At 62.5% G+C, this 14,034-nt stretch carries 14 protein-coding genes and 1 tRNA gene; 14 read left to right on the plus strand and 1 reads right to left on the minus strand.

The annotated features are described in order from the left end of the window. Positions 1-27: 27 nt before the first annotated feature. From def to BLS41_RS01845, 14 genes are all read left to right on the plus strand, one after another. Complete coding sequence (gene def / locus BLS41_RS01780) at positions 28-531, plus strand: peptide deformylase (RefSeq protein WP_074762669.1); 504 nt, start codon at positions 28-30, stop codon at positions 529-531. A gap of 31 nt (positions 532-562) precedes the next feature. Then, on the plus strand, positions 563-1,552 hold the full coding sequence (fmt, locus tag BLS41_RS01785) for a methionyl-tRNA formyltransferase (protein WP_074762670.1): 990 nt from the start codon (positions 563-565) through the stop codon (positions 1,550-1,552). A gap of 113 nt (positions 1,553-1,665) precedes the next feature. After that, positions 1,666-2,319, plus strand: a complete 654-nt coding sequence (locus tag BLS41_RS01790) for a LysE family translocator (RefSeq protein WP_074762671.1) — start codon at positions 1,666-1,668, stop codon at positions 2,317-2,319. A gap of 105 nt (positions 2,320-2,424) precedes the next feature. Next, positions 2,425-3,282 (plus strand): zinc metalloprotease HtpX, encoded by an 858-nt coding sequence (htpX, locus tag BLS41_RS01795; RefSeq protein ID WP_074762672.1) that lies wholly within the window; start codon positions 2,425-2,427, stop codon positions 3,280-3,282. A gap of 227 nt (positions 3,283-3,509) precedes the next feature. Beyond that, complete coding sequence (gene rsmB / locus BLS41_RS01800) at positions 3,510-4,949, plus strand: 16S rRNA (cytosine(967)-C(5))-methyltransferase RsmB (RefSeq protein WP_074762673.1); 1,440 nt, start codon at positions 3,510-3,512, stop codon at positions 4,947-4,949. Further along, the gene (locus tag BLS41_RS01805; RefSeq protein WP_074762674.1) at positions 4,946-5,545 is read left to right on the plus strand and encodes a DUF4390 domain-containing protein; all 600 of its coding nucleotides are present in this window, start codon (positions 4,946-4,948) and stop codon (positions 5,543-5,545) included. The genes rsmB and BLS41_RS01805 overlap by 4 nt, the downstream gene beginning before the upstream one ends. Further along, the gene (locus BLS41_RS01810; RefSeq protein ID WP_074762675.1) at positions 5,535-7,955 is read left to right on the plus strand and encodes a sensor histidine kinase; all 2,421 of its coding nucleotides are present in this window, start codon (positions 5,535-5,537) and stop codon (positions 7,953-7,955) included. The genes BLS41_RS01805 and BLS41_RS01810 overlap by 11 nt, the downstream gene beginning before the upstream one ends. Then, positions 7,956-8,645: a response regulator transcription factor EsaR gene (gene esaR, locus BLS41_RS01815; RefSeq protein WP_074762676.1), complete on the plus strand. Its 690-nt coding sequence runs from the start codon at positions 7,956-7,958 to the stop codon at positions 8,643-8,645. Positions 8,646-8,740: 95 nt separating this feature from the next. Then, positions 8,741-8,816 (plus strand) — tRNA-Phe (locus BLS41_RS01820). A gap of 392 nt (positions 8,817-9,208) precedes the next feature. After that, positions 9,209-9,943, plus strand: a complete 735-nt coding sequence (gene queC / locus BLS41_RS01825; protein ID WP_074762677.1) for a 7-cyano-7-deazaguanine synthase QueC — start codon at positions 9,209-9,211, stop codon at positions 9,941-9,943. An 89-nt stretch (positions 9,944-10,032) separates the two neighbouring features. Then, positions 10,033-10,665 carry a 7-carboxy-7-deazaguanine synthase gene (gene queE / locus BLS41_RS01830; RefSeq protein ID WP_074762678.1) on the plus strand — a complete coding sequence of 211 codons (633 nt, stop codon included), beginning with the start codon at positions 10,033-10,035 and terminating at the stop codon, positions 10,663-10,665. A gap of 9 nt (positions 10,666-10,674) precedes the next feature. After that, on the plus strand, positions 10,675-11,118 hold the full coding sequence (queD, locus tag BLS41_RS01835) for a 6-carboxytetrahydropterin synthase QueD (RefSeq protein ID WP_143026272.1): 444 nt from the start codon (positions 10,675-10,677) through the stop codon (positions 11,116-11,118). Between the two features lie 206 nt (positions 11,119-11,324). Continuing rightward, the gene (locus BLS41_RS01840) at positions 11,325-12,107 is read left to right on the plus strand and encodes an HpcH/HpaI aldolase family protein (protein WP_074762680.1); all 783 of its coding nucleotides are present in this window, start codon (positions 11,325-11,327) and stop codon (positions 12,105-12,107) included. After that, the gene (locus BLS41_RS01845; RefSeq protein WP_074762681.1) at positions 12,104-12,817 is read left to right on the plus strand and encodes a tetratricopeptide repeat protein; all 714 of its coding nucleotides are present in this window, start codon (positions 12,104-12,106) and stop codon (positions 12,815-12,817) included. The genes BLS41_RS01840 and BLS41_RS01845 overlap by 4 nt, the downstream gene beginning before the upstream one ends. Positions 12,818-12,881: 64 nt before the next feature. Here BLS41_RS01845 and rodA read toward each other — a convergent pair whose 3' ends face one another. Beyond that, a complete protein-coding gene (rodA, locus tag BLS41_RS01850) occupies positions 12,882-14,030 on the minus strand; it encodes a rod shape-determining protein RodA (protein WP_074762682.1) in 1,149 nt (382 codons plus the stop codon). Between the last annotated feature and the right edge of the window lie 4 nt (positions 14,031-14,034).

The following is a 14,034-nucleotide window of genomic DNA, read 5'->3' on the forward strand; positions in this document are numbered from 1 at the left end:
GCGGCGCCCAAAAATACACTCAAGATCATGGCTTTACTGAATATCCTCAATTACCCGGACAAACGGCTTCACAAGATTGCGAAGCCGGTCGAGAAGGTCAACGACCGCATCCGCCGTCTCGTCGCGGACATGGCCGAAACCATGTATGCCGCGCCCGGCGTCGGCCTCGCCGCGACCCAGGTCGACGTGCATGAGCGCGTGATCGTGATCGACGTGTCGGACACGCACAAAGAGTTGCTCGCGTTCATCAACCCGGAAATCATCTGGTCGAGCGACGAGAAGAAGCTGAACGAAGAGGGCTGCCTGTCGGTGCCGGGCATTTACGACAACGTCGAGCGCGCCGAGAAAGTGCGCGTGCGCGCGTTGAACGAGAAGGGCGAAACCTTCGAGCTGGACTGCGAGGGGCTGCTCGCCGTGTGCATTCAGCACGAAATGGATCACCTGATGGGCCGCGTGTTCGTCGAATACCTGTCGTCGCTGAAACAAACGCGCATCCGCAGCAAGATGAAGAAGCTCGCCCACGCGATGTAATGCGCGGCCACCTCGTCTACTGTTCCCATTCATGAGCCATTCGTTGCGCGTCATTTTTGCCGGTACGCCGGAGTTCGCCGCGGCCGCGCTGGCCGCGATTCACGGTGCCGGTTTTCCGGTGCCGCTCGTGCTGACCCAGCCCGACCGGCCCGCCGGACGCGGCATGAAATTGCAGGCAAGCCCGGTCAAGCGTTATGCGCAGGAGCACGGTCTCGCCGTTGCTCAGCCGACTTCGCTGCGCCGCGCCGGTAAATTTCCCGAGGAAGCCGCAGCGGCAATCGACCAGCTGCGCGCCACGCCGCACGACGTGATGGTGGTGGCTGCCTACGGCCTGATCCTGCCGCAGGAAGTGCTCGACATTCCGCCGCTCGGTTGCATCAACATTCACGCTTCGTTGTTGCCGCGCTGGCGCGGCGCCGCGCCGATTCATCGCGCGATCGAAGCGGGCGACGCCGAAACCGGCATCACGCTGATGCAGATGGATATCGGCCTCGACACCGGCGCAATGATCTCCGAAATCCGCACCCCCATTTCCGCCGACGACACCACCGCGACCCTGCACGACCGTCTCGCGCAAGACGGCGCGAAGCTGATTGTCGACGCGCTGCTCGAACTCGAGCGCAGCGGCAAGCTGGCGTCGACCCCGCAGCCTGCGGACGGCGTGACGTACGCGGAAAAAATCGGCAAGCACGAGGCCGCACTCGACTGGCGCAAGCCGGCCGAGGTCCTAGGGCGCCAGGTTCGCGCGTTCGACCCGTTCCCCGGCGGCGTGGGCACGCTCGAAGATGGCAGTTCGATCAAGATCTGGGCTGCTGCGCCGATCAAGGCTGCGGGCAGCAGCGGCGCGCCTGGAACGATCGCCGAGGTTGGCGCGGAAGGCGTTGTAGTGAACTGCGGCGAAGGTGCGTTGCGTCTCACGCAATTGCAGAAACCCGGCGGCAAGCGCCTGCCCGTGCGCGAATTTCTTGCTGGCTCCACGTTGGCTGCCGGACAGCGCTTTCAACTTCCCGAAGCAAATTAACAGCTTTGCGCTGTTACGAACATCGCCCGTCCGGACGATGTTCGCTGCGCCCGCCGCATGGCCTGCCGCGCGTTAGAATCCTTCATGCAACAGCTTATGTTTCGAGGATTCCAATGTTCGGCATCACCCATTTCGAGTTTTTCATCGTCGCGGTATTTCTTCTGAACGTGACGCCCGGCCCCGACACGGCCTATATCGTCGGACGCAGCGTCGCTCAGGGGCGCGGTGCGGGCATGATGTCGGCACTGGGCATCTCAGCGGGTTGCTGCGTGCACTCGCTGGCCTGCGCATTCGGTTTGACCGCGCTGCTGGCTGCATCGACCACGGCGTTCAGCGTCATCAAATTCGTCGGCGCAATTTATCTGATGTATCTCGGCGTGCGGCTGATTTTCGCCAAACCGTCGGCAGACGACGCAAACACGGCGACAGCGGGCGAAGCGCGCGCGGCCGGCGCACCCAAGTCGCTCAGGCAGCTTTTCCTGCAAGGCTTCTGGACCAATGTGCTAAACCCGAAGGTCGTGCTCTTCTTTGTGTCGTTCTTTCCGCAATTCGTCACGACCGGCAGCGATCATAAAACCTTCGCGTTCCTCACTCTCGGCGCGGTGTTCGTATTGATGAGCATGATCTGGAACAGCTTTGTCGCGTGGATCGCGGGTAGTGTGACGCAGCGCTTCTCCGGCAAGCCGTCGATGAAGAAGTGGCTGGATCGCGGTGTCGGCAGTGCGTTCGTCGGACTGGGTATCAAGCTCGCCACTGCATCAAGATGATTGAATTTTCTCTACCCGCCCATATCTAACAGTTCGCTTACAATCGGGCGACGCGATCACGCGGCGCAGAGATGAAGCCCGCACTTAGGGTAAGGAGTAGCAAACATGTTTAATTGGGTCAAAACCGCGATGTTGATGGCCGCGATCACGGCCCTTTTCATCGTGATTGGCGGGATGATCGGCGGGTCGCGCGGCATGATGATCGCGCTCGTGATCGCCCTCGGGATGAATTTCTTCTCATACTGGTTTTCGGACAAGATGGTTCTGCGCATGTACAACGCGCAGGAAGTCGACGAAAACAGCGCACCGCAGTTTTATCGCATGGTGCGCGAGCTGGCCACGCGCGCTAATTTGCCGATGCCGCGCGTGTATCTGATCAACGAAGACGCGCCGAACGCGTTTGCCACGGGGCGCAATCCGGAGCATGCGGCGGTTGCCGCTACCACCGGCATTTTGCGCGTGCTGTCCGAGCGCGAAATGCGCGGCGTGATGGCCCACGAACTGGCGCACGTGAAGCATCGCGACATCCTGATCTCTACTGTTTCGGCGACCATGGCCGGTGCGATTTCCGCGCTGGCGAATTTTGCGATGTTCTTCGGTAGCCGTGATGAAAACGGCCGTCCGTCGAATCCGATTGCCAGTATCGCTGTCGCGTTGCTGGCGCCGATCGCCGGTGCGTTGATCCAGATGGCGATTTCGCGTGCACGTGAGTTCGAAGCTGACCGTGGCGGCGCGCAGATTTCGGGCGACCCGCAAGCGCTTGCTTCGGCGCTCGACAAGATCCATCGTTACGCGAGCGGTATTCCTTTCCCTGTGGCCGAGCAGCATCCGGCCACCGCGCAGATGATGATCATGAATCCGCTGTCGGGCGGTGGCATCGCGAATCTTTTCTCGACGCACCCGGCCACGGAAGAGCGCGTCGCCCGTTTGATGGAAATGGCGCGCACGGGGCGCTTCGATTAAGCAGTCGCGCTTCAAAACGTTTCACAAAAAATTCACGACACGCTTCCACGGCGCTAGCGTGAAGCAAAAAAGGCGAGCCTTCCGGCTCGCCTTTTTTTCGGGCAACAAGGTTTGCGCGTGAACAAAGCCATTGCCGCAGTCCGCCAGCGGCGGCTCCCGCCCTGCGCCACGCTACAATGCACGCTGATTGCGCTGCGCGCACCGCGCGGCCTGCACTTGTTTCTTTCATGACACCAAAGCCTTCTTCGCGTTCAGCTTCTTCTGCAGCGCGCCCGCGCGAATTCCGTTTGTCGGTGTTGCATCTTGCGCCCGAGTCGCTGGGCTTTGCGCTCGACAGCGCTGGTCAGGCGATCGGCGCCGTGCGTCTCGGCGCAGCGTTGCCGGCTGCGCTGCAATCGGTCTTCGTGTCCGCGCCTGAGGGCACCGTTGCTGCCGCGCGCGGGGCGGTGCAGGACATCGCGTATCGCACGATGCGCCGTCTCGCTACTGCTGAATGGCTGATCGCAAAGCTGGTGAAGAAGGCGCCGCCGCCGCACGTCGGTCACGTGCTCGCCTGCTCGCTCGCGTTGCTGATCGACGACGAAGCCAACGCCGCTTATGCGCCGTTCACCGTGGTCGATCAGGCGGTCAGCGCGATTGCCGCTCGCCGCGAATTCTCGTTCGCCAAGGGACTTGTCAACGCGGTGCTGCGCAATTTCCTGCGCGAGCGTGAGACGCTGCTGAACGCTGCACAAGCCGACGAAGTCGCGCACTGGAACTACCCAGCGTGGTGGATCGACGCCGTGAAGCGCGCGTGGCCCGACACGTGGCAGGCGGTGCTCACAACCGGCAATACGCAAGGCCCGCTCACCTTGCGCGTGAACGCCCGTCACTCGACCGTCGACGCGTATCTGCAAGTTCTGCAAAATCATCAGATTGCCGCGAGCCGTATCGGTGATTACGCCGTCAAGCTCGACACGCCGATCCCGGTGGACCGCATCCCCGGCTTCAGCGACGGTGTGGTCTCGGTGCAGGACGCCGGTGCGCAACTCGCCGCGCAACTGCTCGGCGTGCGCGACGGCATGCGCGTGCTCGATGCGTGCGCGGCGCCCGGCGGCAAGACCGGTCATCTGCTGGAACTGGCGAATCTTCAGCTCGTGGCGCTCGAAAGCGATGCATCGCGTGCAAGGCGGATCGGCGAAAATTTGCGGCGGCTAAAGCTCGATGCTGAAGTGCGGATCGGCGACGCGGGCACGCCGTCGAAATGGCACGACGACACCGACCAGCCGTTCGACCGCATCCTCGCCGACGTTCCGTGTTCGGCATCGGGCATCGTGCGGCGTCACCCGGATATTCGCTGGCTGCGCCGCGCATCCGATATTCCCGCGCTGGTCGCCGAACAGCGCCGCATACTCGAAGCGCTCTGGCCGCTCGTGAAACCAGGCGGTGAATTGCTTTACGTTACGTGTTCGATCTTCCCCGAAGAAGGCGAGTTGCAGGCGCAGTGGTTTGGAAACAAGTATCAGGATGCGGTACGATTGGACGCGCCGGGACAACTGCTGCCATCAGTCGCTCGCGCGCCCGCCGAGACCTCGGCCGGTTCCGATGCCGGACAATCCGCTGAAAACAGCGCCGGTGCGAACTCAGACCACGACGGATTTTTCTACGCGCGCTTCCAGAAACGGTGACCATCAAACGCTTCTTCCCGCTTCGGCTCGCTGCCGTGCTCTGGATTGCGCTGGCCGTATGGCTGGCAGCACCGGGCGTGGCGCATGCCGACTCGATCGCGGTGCAGCGGGCGTCGCTGCAGGCTGACAGCAGCGGCTGGAGTCTCGACGCGCGTTTCGACTTCGACCTGAACAGCAATCTCGAAGACGCGGTCAACAAGGGCATCCCCCTCTACTTCACGACCGACTTCGAACTAAGCCGGCCGCGCTGGTACTGGTTCGACGAGCAACCGGTGAGCGTGTCGCAAAGCATTCGCCTGTCGTTCCAGCCGCTGACGCGCGAATACCGCGTGTCGAGCGTGTCGTCGGGCGGGTTGCAGCTTGGTTTCAGCACACTCAAAGACGCGCTCGCGGTGATCAAGCATGTCACGTCCTGGCATGTGATCGACCGCAATCAGGTGCAGACCGGTGAGACCTATACCGCGTCGGTGCGCATGCAACTCGACATCGCGCTGATGCCCAAGCCGTTCCAGATCGACGCGGTGAACAACCGCGACTGGAACCTCGCCTCCGAATGGAAGCGCTTCACCTTCACGGCGGCCGAACGTGCTAAATAAAGTGCGCTCATCCACAACCAGCGTCAGCAGCCTCGTCGTGCGAGTGCTGGTGTCGACGGTCGCGGTCACGGCCGTGCTGCTGCTCGTGCTGCTCGCCGCGGCCAGCGCCAATACCGAATTCTTCGACCGCTATTACCAGTGGCTGTACGCCGCCAACGTCGCGGTTGCGATGATCTTTTTGCTGGTCGTGGTGACGCTGGTCGTCATCATTATTGCGAGGTTGCGCAAGGGCAAGTTCGGCACGCGACTATTGGCGAAGCTCGCGTTCTTCATGGCGCTGGTCGGTGTGGTGCCGGGCGGCATCATCTACATCGTCTCGTATCAGTTCGTGTCGCGTAGTATCGAGTCGTGGTTCGACGTGAACGTCGAAACCGCGCTCACGTCCGGCCTGAATCTCGGGCGCGGCATGCTCGACGCGTCGCTGTCCGATCTGCAAACCAAGGGCCGCCTGATGTCCGAGCAGCTCGCCAGCGCGGACGCGGCCGGTACCACGCTGACGCTGCTGCGCTTGCGCGATCAGTTCGGCGTGCAGGATGCGACGATCGTCGAGCCTACGCGCAGCATGTCCGGCGCGACGCCCGAGATGCACGTGGTGGCGCAGGCATCGAGCAATTACGCGACGCTCGTGCCGAACGACCTGCCCACTCCGCTGATGATCGATCAGGCGCGCGGTCGCGGCTATGCGGCGATCGAGGGAGAGGTGGACGGCGATCCGAACGCACACGGCGGCAAAGGCGCATTGCGTCTGCGGATCGTGCAGCGTATTCCCGATTCGAATGCCGCGCTATTGCAGCCTGTCGAGCGCTTCCTGCAACTCACGCAGCCAGTGTCGCCAACGCTCGCGCGTAATGCCGACGCGGTTCAGCGCGCGTATCGCGAGTATCAGGAAAAGGCGTTGGGCCGCACCGGTCTGCGCAAGATGTACATCGGCACGCTGACGCTCGCGCTGTTCCTCGCCACCTTCATCGCGATGATGCTTGCGCTCGCGCTCGGCAATCAGCTTGCGCGGCCGCTGTTCCTGCTCGCGCAGGGCACCAAGGAAATTACCGAGGGCGACTACACGCCGAAGCGCGAAATCAAGTCGCGCGACGAATTGGGTTTTCTCACGCAGTCGTTCAACGCGATGACGCGGCAGTTGTCGGAAGCACGCGCGGCGGTTGAGAACAATCGCATCGCGCTTGAGCATTCGAAGGCGTATCTGGAGAGTATTCTCGCGAATCTGACCGCCGGCGTGTTCGTGTTCGACCGGCAGTTCAGACTAACCACGGCGAATCGCGGCGCCGAGCGGATTTTCCGTCAGCCGTTCCAGGCGGTGCTGGGTTCGTCGCTCGATCAGATTGGCGTGTTGAGCGAATTTGGCGGGATGGTGCGCAAGGCGTTTGCCGATCGCGAAGCGGCGAGCGGCGACGGCCACGACGATCGCGGACATTGGCAGCAGCAGTTCTCGGTCGGCGTGCCGGGCGAAACCGATCCGCTCACGCTGCTTGTGCGCGGCGCGCGGCTCGTGTCCGCGACCGACCGCGATGCCGAAGACATGCAGACCTCCGGCTACGTCGTGGTGTTCGACGATATCTCCGACGTGATTTCCGCGCAGCGTTCGATTGCGTGGGGCGAAGTCGCGCGGCGGCTCGCGCACGAGATCAAGAATCCTCTCACGCCGATTCAGCTTTCCGCCGAGCGTCTGCAGATGAAACTCGCCGACAAGCTCACGCCCACCGACGCCGATTTTCTGAAGCGCGGCGCGACCACGATCGTGAACCAGGTCGCGGCAATGAAGCAGATGGTCGACAATTTCCGCGACTACGCGCGCACGCCTCCGGCAGTGCTCGCGCATCTGCAGCTGAACGACCTGGTCAGCGAAGTGCTCACGTTGTACGGTATCGAAGAGGGTAAGGGCGCGATTCAGGTCGAGCTCGCGGCATTGCCGGCGATTCGTGGCGACGCGACGCAATTGCGTCAGGTTATCCACAACCTGCTGCAAAACGCACAGGATGCGGTGGCCGATGTCGAGCATCCACGTGTGTTGCTCGAGACGAGGACAGTAGAATACGGTGACCCCGACGCGGAAGGCAAAGTCCGCGTCGCGGTGCGTCTGACCGTGTCGGATAACGGACCGGGGTTCCCCGCGCGCATCCTCACACGCGCATTCGAACCTTACGTGACGACCAAGGCCAAAGGTACGGGCCTGGGACTTGCGATGGTCAAGAAGATCGTCGACGAGCATGGCGCGCGCATCGACATTCGCAATCGCCTGAAGGCGGGCGACGTGATCGAAGGCGCGCAAATATCGATTCTCTTCCTTCAACTGGCAGACGATGCCGCGGCGCCTGGTTCATCGGGCCCGCGTCCGGCGCACGTCGGTGCGTCGCAGGGAAAGACAAAAGCAACAGTGCAGACAAGGGCAGCGTAAATGGCAACCATCCTGGTGGTAGATGATGAAATGGGCATCCGGGAATTGCTCTCGGAGATCCTGAGCGACGAAGGGCATGTCGTGGAGGCCGCTGAAAATGCGCAGGAAGCGCGCGACTTCCGCTTGCGTCAGGCACCGGACCTGGTGCTGCTCGACATCTGGATGCCGGACACCGACGGCGTGACTTTGCTCAAGGAGTGGGCCGCGCAAGGTCAGTTGACGATGCCGGTGATCATGATGTCCGGTCACGCAACGATCGACACGGCAGTTGAAGCGACCAAGATCGGCGCACTCAATTTCCTCGAGAAGCCGATTGCGTTGCAGAAGCTGCTGAAGGCCGTCGAGCAGGGTCTCGCGCGCGGCAATGCGGCGGCCGCTCCCGGCGGCGCGGCAGCTAAGCCGGTGATGCCGGTGAGTTCGTCGGCGGTGGCGTCGGCGGCTGCGTTGCCGATGTTGTCGACCGACGGCATGGGCAGTGGTGCGCTGGCTGCGCAAACCGCGTCGATCTCATTCGACATTCCGTTGCGCGATGCACGCGACGCGTTCGAGCGCGCTTACTTCGAATATCACCTCGCGCGCGAAAACGGCAGCATGACGCGCGTCGCTGAAAAGACGGGGCTTGAGCGTACTCACCTGTATCGCAAGCTCAAGCAACTCGGCGTCGATCTCGGCAAGAACAAAGGCGAGTAAAGCTCACGGGGTGCGGACGAAACCCTCCCCGAAAGATTTTTTTGGGAAGGGGCTTGCCAGACCGCTGACCCCTTGTTATGATTTCGTTCTTCGTTGGCCCGGTAGCTCAGTTGGTAGAGCAGCGGATTGAAAATCCGCGTGTCGTTGGTTCGATTCCGACCCAGGCCACCAGGATTCGGCCCCAGGAACTCGCAAGATTCCTGGGGCTTTTCCTTTTCTGACGGGTAATGACGGGCATCCAATGGCTTCGGCATTGCGGGCGCGATGCAACGGGCCGCGCTCGGCGGTATTCAGCATCGCGTGATAAAATCGCGCCAGTTCAAGGACTTGCACGCAAGTGTGCCGCCTGATCGGCGATTGAGCGCAGCGCGGCATGCGCTGCCACCCGCCCCGAACCCTTCGCCCGACGATTAACGGTATAAGCGCCCAGCGACTCTGCATGCGGAAGGCGCGGCCTATACTGCTTTGGGCCGGCAGCAGTGCCGGCACGCGTCGCGCCGCGTTGCTTGCATGGCGCACCTCGCGCAGCGCGACGTGGCACTCATCATTCACGGAGTTTCACGGTGATCCGCAACGACGCTAAACGTAGCGCTCTGGTGCTGTTTTCCGGCGGCCAGGATTCCGCCACGTGCCTCGCCTGGGCGCTCGAACGTTATGAAACGGTCGAAACGCTCGGCTTCGATTACGGCCAGCGACATCGCGTCGAACTCGAATGTCGCGAAGGTTTCCGTCAGGCTGTGACGCGCGCATTTCCGGCTTGGGCCGACCGTCTCGGCGAAGATCACATGATCGACCTGTCGGTGCTTGGCTCCATCAGCGATACGGCGATGACGCGCGAGATTGAGATCGAAGCAACGGCCAACGGCTTGCCGAACACGTTCGTGCCAGGCCGCAATCTGATGTTCATGACCATCGCGGCAGCCATCGCTTTCCGGCGCGGTCTGCAGGTGCTGGTTGGCGGAATGTGTGAGACGGATTTTTCGGGCTACCCCGATTGCCGCGACGACACGATGAAGGCATTGCAGGTCGCGCTGAATCTCGGCATGGACACGCGCTTCCTGCTCGAAACGCCGCTCATGTGGCTCGACAAGGCCGATACGTGGCGTCTCGCGCATCAATTGGGCGGTGACGAACTGGTTGAGCTGGTACGCGTCGAGACGCATACCTGTTACGTCGGTGAACGCGCTGAGTTGCATTCGTGGGGCTTTGGTTGTGGCGAGTGTCCGGCGTGCCGCTTGCGCAAGCGCGGCTACGAAGCGTATCTGGCTGGTGAGAACGTCACCGAGTCGCCGCTCTGATCGCGCAGTAAGTTGAACCGCGCGGCGCGACGGTTCAACGACTCGTCGGATCACGCAAAAATTTTCAGGAACAGAAGGCAGGAAGCAGCATGACTTACGCGGTCAAGGAAATCTTCTACACGTTGCAAGGCGAGGGCGCGAATGCCGGGCGTCCGGCTGTGTTCTGCCGCTTCGCCGGCTGCAATCTGTGGTCGGGCCGCGAAGAAGATCGTGCCGAGGCCGTGTGCCGTTTTTGCGATACCGATTTTGTCGGCACCGACGGTGAGAACGGCGGCAAGTACCGCACCGCCGAAGACCTCGTGGCGATGATCGCGTCGCTCTGGCCGGAAGGCGAGGGTGAGCGTTTCGTCGTCTGCACGGGCGGCGAGCCGATGCTCCAGATCGATCAGCCGCTGGTCGATGCGTTGCATGCCGCCGGCTTTGAAATCGCCATTGAAACTAACGGCTCGATGCCGGTGCTGGAAACGATCGACTGGATCTGCGTGAGCCCGAAGGCCGACGCGCCGCTCGTCGTGACTAAAGGCAACGAACTGAAGGTCGTGATTCCGCAGGACAACCAGCGTTTGTCCGAGTATGCGAAGCTCGACTTCGAGTATTTCCTCGTCCAGCCGATGGACGGCCCGTCGCGCGACATCAACACGAAGCTCGCGATCGACTGGTGCAAACGCCATCCGCAATGGCGCCTGTCGATGCAGACCCACAAGTATCTGAACATTCCCTGATTTGCCGTGCTGACGATTACCCGAAAACTCGAATTCGACGCGGGCCACCGCATCCCCGATCACCGTAGCCAGTGCCGCAATCTGCACGGCCATCGTTATGTGCTCGAAATCACGCTGCAAGGCGATCTGGTCGACACCGAAGGCGCGCCCGATCGCGGCATGGTGATGGACTTCGCCGACGTGAAGTCGCTCGCCAACGAGCACCTGGTCGACAAGTGGGATCACGCGTTTCTGGTCTACGAAGGCGACGCACAGGTGCGCGGCTTTCTGGAGACGATGGCCGGTCACAAGACGGTCGTGCTGGACCGCATCCCGACGGTCGAAAATCTTGCCGCCGTCGCGTTCGACCTCCTCGCAAGCGTGTACGACGCTCACTACGGCGTGAACATGCGTCTGCAGAAGCTGCGTCTGTACGAGACGCCGAATTGCTGGGCCGACGTCGTCCGCGATTAAACCCAGGGTCGGAGCACCGACCCAACCTCCGCGTTTTTGTCACGGTATGATCGCTTCGATAACCAAACGGAGCGAGACATGCCGGTCACCGCATTGCGTCGCAGCAGGCAACCGGGACATCGGCGTCCCGGTTTTTGCCGAACCTCACAGGTCAGCCAGTTTTCCCGCCGCGCAGGCGAGCGGCCCGCTCATCAAGGAGCGCGCCGATGAGCACCTTCACCAATCCCCTCAAGCAACGTCTGACGGAAACCGATCCGCTGTTCGGCTTGTGGCTGTCGCTCGGTAGCGACGCCGCCGCCGAAGCGCTTGCGCACGCCGGTTTCGACTGGCTGCTGATCGACATGGAGCACGCACCGAACGACAGCGTCGACGTCGCGTCGCAATTGCGCGCGATCGCCGCCGCGCATCTGCCGAGCGAGCCGGTGGTGCGCGTGCCCGCAAGCGAAGGCTGGCTCGTCAAGCGTGTGCTCGATGCCGGCGCGCGCACGCTGATGTTCCCCAACATCGAATCCGCCGATGAAGCCGCGCACGCCGTGCGGCTCACACAATATCCGACCGCCGAGGCGCGCGACGGTCAGCGCGGTGTCGCCGGCGTGGTCCGCGCGTCGGGCTATGGAATGCGGCGCGATTACGTGCAGACGGCCAACGCGCAGATCGCGACGATCGTGCAGATCGAGTCGGCGCGCGGCTTGCAGGAGGTCGAGAAGATCGCCGCGACGCCGGGCGTCGATTGCCTGTTCGTCGGACCCGCCGATCTGGCCGCGAGCCTCGGTCATCTTGGCGATGCGAAGCACGCCGACGTGCAGGCGGCGATGGCGCGCATCGTCAGCGCTGCTGATAAGGCCGGCATTGCCACCGGCATTTTTGCGATGGATGTCGCGAGTGCAAAGCAGCATCGCGACGCCGGATTCCGTTTTATCGCTCTGGCCGCCGACGTCATGTGGATGTTGCGCGCAACCCGCCAGGCGCTGCAGGAGGTGAGGTCATGAAGGGGATGGTGCAGGGCGTCGCATTGCGTGTCGCGGTCGCGACAGCATTGCTGGCGGGTGCGGCAGTAAATGGATCGGCGTATGCGCAGGACCGGGTCGCGAAGTCGAATGACCCGCAGACGCAAACTGCGGTCGCCGACTACAACGCCGGCAATCTGGGCGCGGCGCTGACTGAGTTCCGTCAGGCCGCGGAGCGCGGCAGCCGGCTCGCCGAGTTCAATTACGCGATGATGCTGCTCAACGGCGAGGGCACGGCCGCGAACGTCGAGGAAGGCAAGAAGTGGCTGCGCAAGGCCGCCGACGCCAACATGTCGCACGCTCAATATGTGTACGGCAAGATGTACGACGATGGCGAGTTCGTCGGGCGCGATCCGGTGGAGGCGCACCGCTGGTTCCTGAAGGCGGCCGAGCAGGGCCATGTGCAGGCAGAGCTTGCGCTTGCCAACCAGTTCCTCGACGGACGCGGTACCGGGCGCGACAACCAGCAGGCGTTCGTCTGGTACAAGAAGGCGGCGCAGGGCGGCGACATGACCGCGCAATACGTGACCGGCTCGTTCTACGAGCGCGGCGGCGATGGCGTCGACAAGAACCTGAACGTCGCGCGCGCGTATTACGCGGCGGCGGCGGCGCAGGGTGATCCGGCGGCGCGCTTGAAGTATCAGCAACTCAGCGCGCAATTGCGGGATCAGAAGGAAGTCAAACCGCAGTAAACGCAAAAGGGGCGCTTCCTGACATGGAGCGCCCCTTTGCGTGTGGTTCTGCCGATAAACCGCGCTAACTCTGCATCAACCGCTTCTGTCGCGCGACGCTCATGATCAGCCCGATCGCAACCCCCAGCGTGGTCAACGCGGTGCCGCCGTAACTCATGAACGGCAAGGGCACGCCGACCACCGGCAAGATCCCGCTCACCATGCCGATGTTGACGAACGCGTAGGTGAAGAACGCCATCGTCAGCGAGCCGGCCAGTAATCGCCCGAACAGGGTTGCGCCATTGGCCGCGATATACAAGCCCCGCGCTATCAGTAGCATGTAGAGCGTGAGCAGCACGACCCCGCCGGCCAGTCCAAACTCCTCGGAGAACACCGCGAAAATAAAGTCAGTGTGCTTCTCGGGGATGAACTCCAGATGCGCCTGCGTGCCCTTCAGCCAGCCTTTGCCCAGCGGACCACCCGAGCCGATCGCAATCACCGCCTGGATCGTGTGGAAGCCCTTGCCGAGCGGATCGGAAGTCGGATCGAGCAGCGTACAGATCCGGTGCTTCTGATAGTCGTGCATCAGCGGCCATTGCACTTCGGGCTGACAGATCTTGTCCTGGAACGTGGCGATGGCAGCGACGGCGATCACGCCTGCAACCAGCACCGGCACGATCAGCTTGAAACTCAAACCCGCGAAGTAAATCACGAAGAGACCGGCCGCGAAGACCAGCACGGCGGTTCCGAGGTCGGGCTGCTTCGCGATCAACGCGACCGGCACGATGAGAATCACGAAGCCGACCAGATAGTCGTACCAGCGCATCACGCCTTCGCGTCGCTGGTAGTACCAGGCGAGCATCAACGGCGTGGCGATCTTCAGGATTTCAGACGGCTGGATCACCACGCCGACATTGATCCAGCGCTTGGCGCCTTTTCGCGTCAGTCCGAATGCCGCGACCGCTATCAGTAGCGCGATCCCGAATGTATAGAGCGGGACCGCGAAGCGCATCAGCGTGGTGGGTGGCACATTGGCGAGCGCCCACATCAGCACGAACGTCAGCAGAATGTTGCGCAACTGGTCTTCCACGCGGCCCGGCACGTCCAGGCTCGCGCTGTACAGCGTGACAATGCCCACGCACAGCAGCAAAAACACGATCAGTGCGAGCGGACGGTCGAAGCCCGCGAACATCTTCTTCAGGCGGTCGATCCAGGCGCGCTTGTCGAATTGCATGCCT

Origin of the sequence: Paraburkholderia fungorum, from assembly GCF_900099835.1 — a bacterium.
GTDB classification, from domain to species: Bacteria; Pseudomonadota; Gammaproteobacteria; order Burkholderiales; family Burkholderiaceae; genus Paraburkholderia; species Paraburkholderia fungorum_A.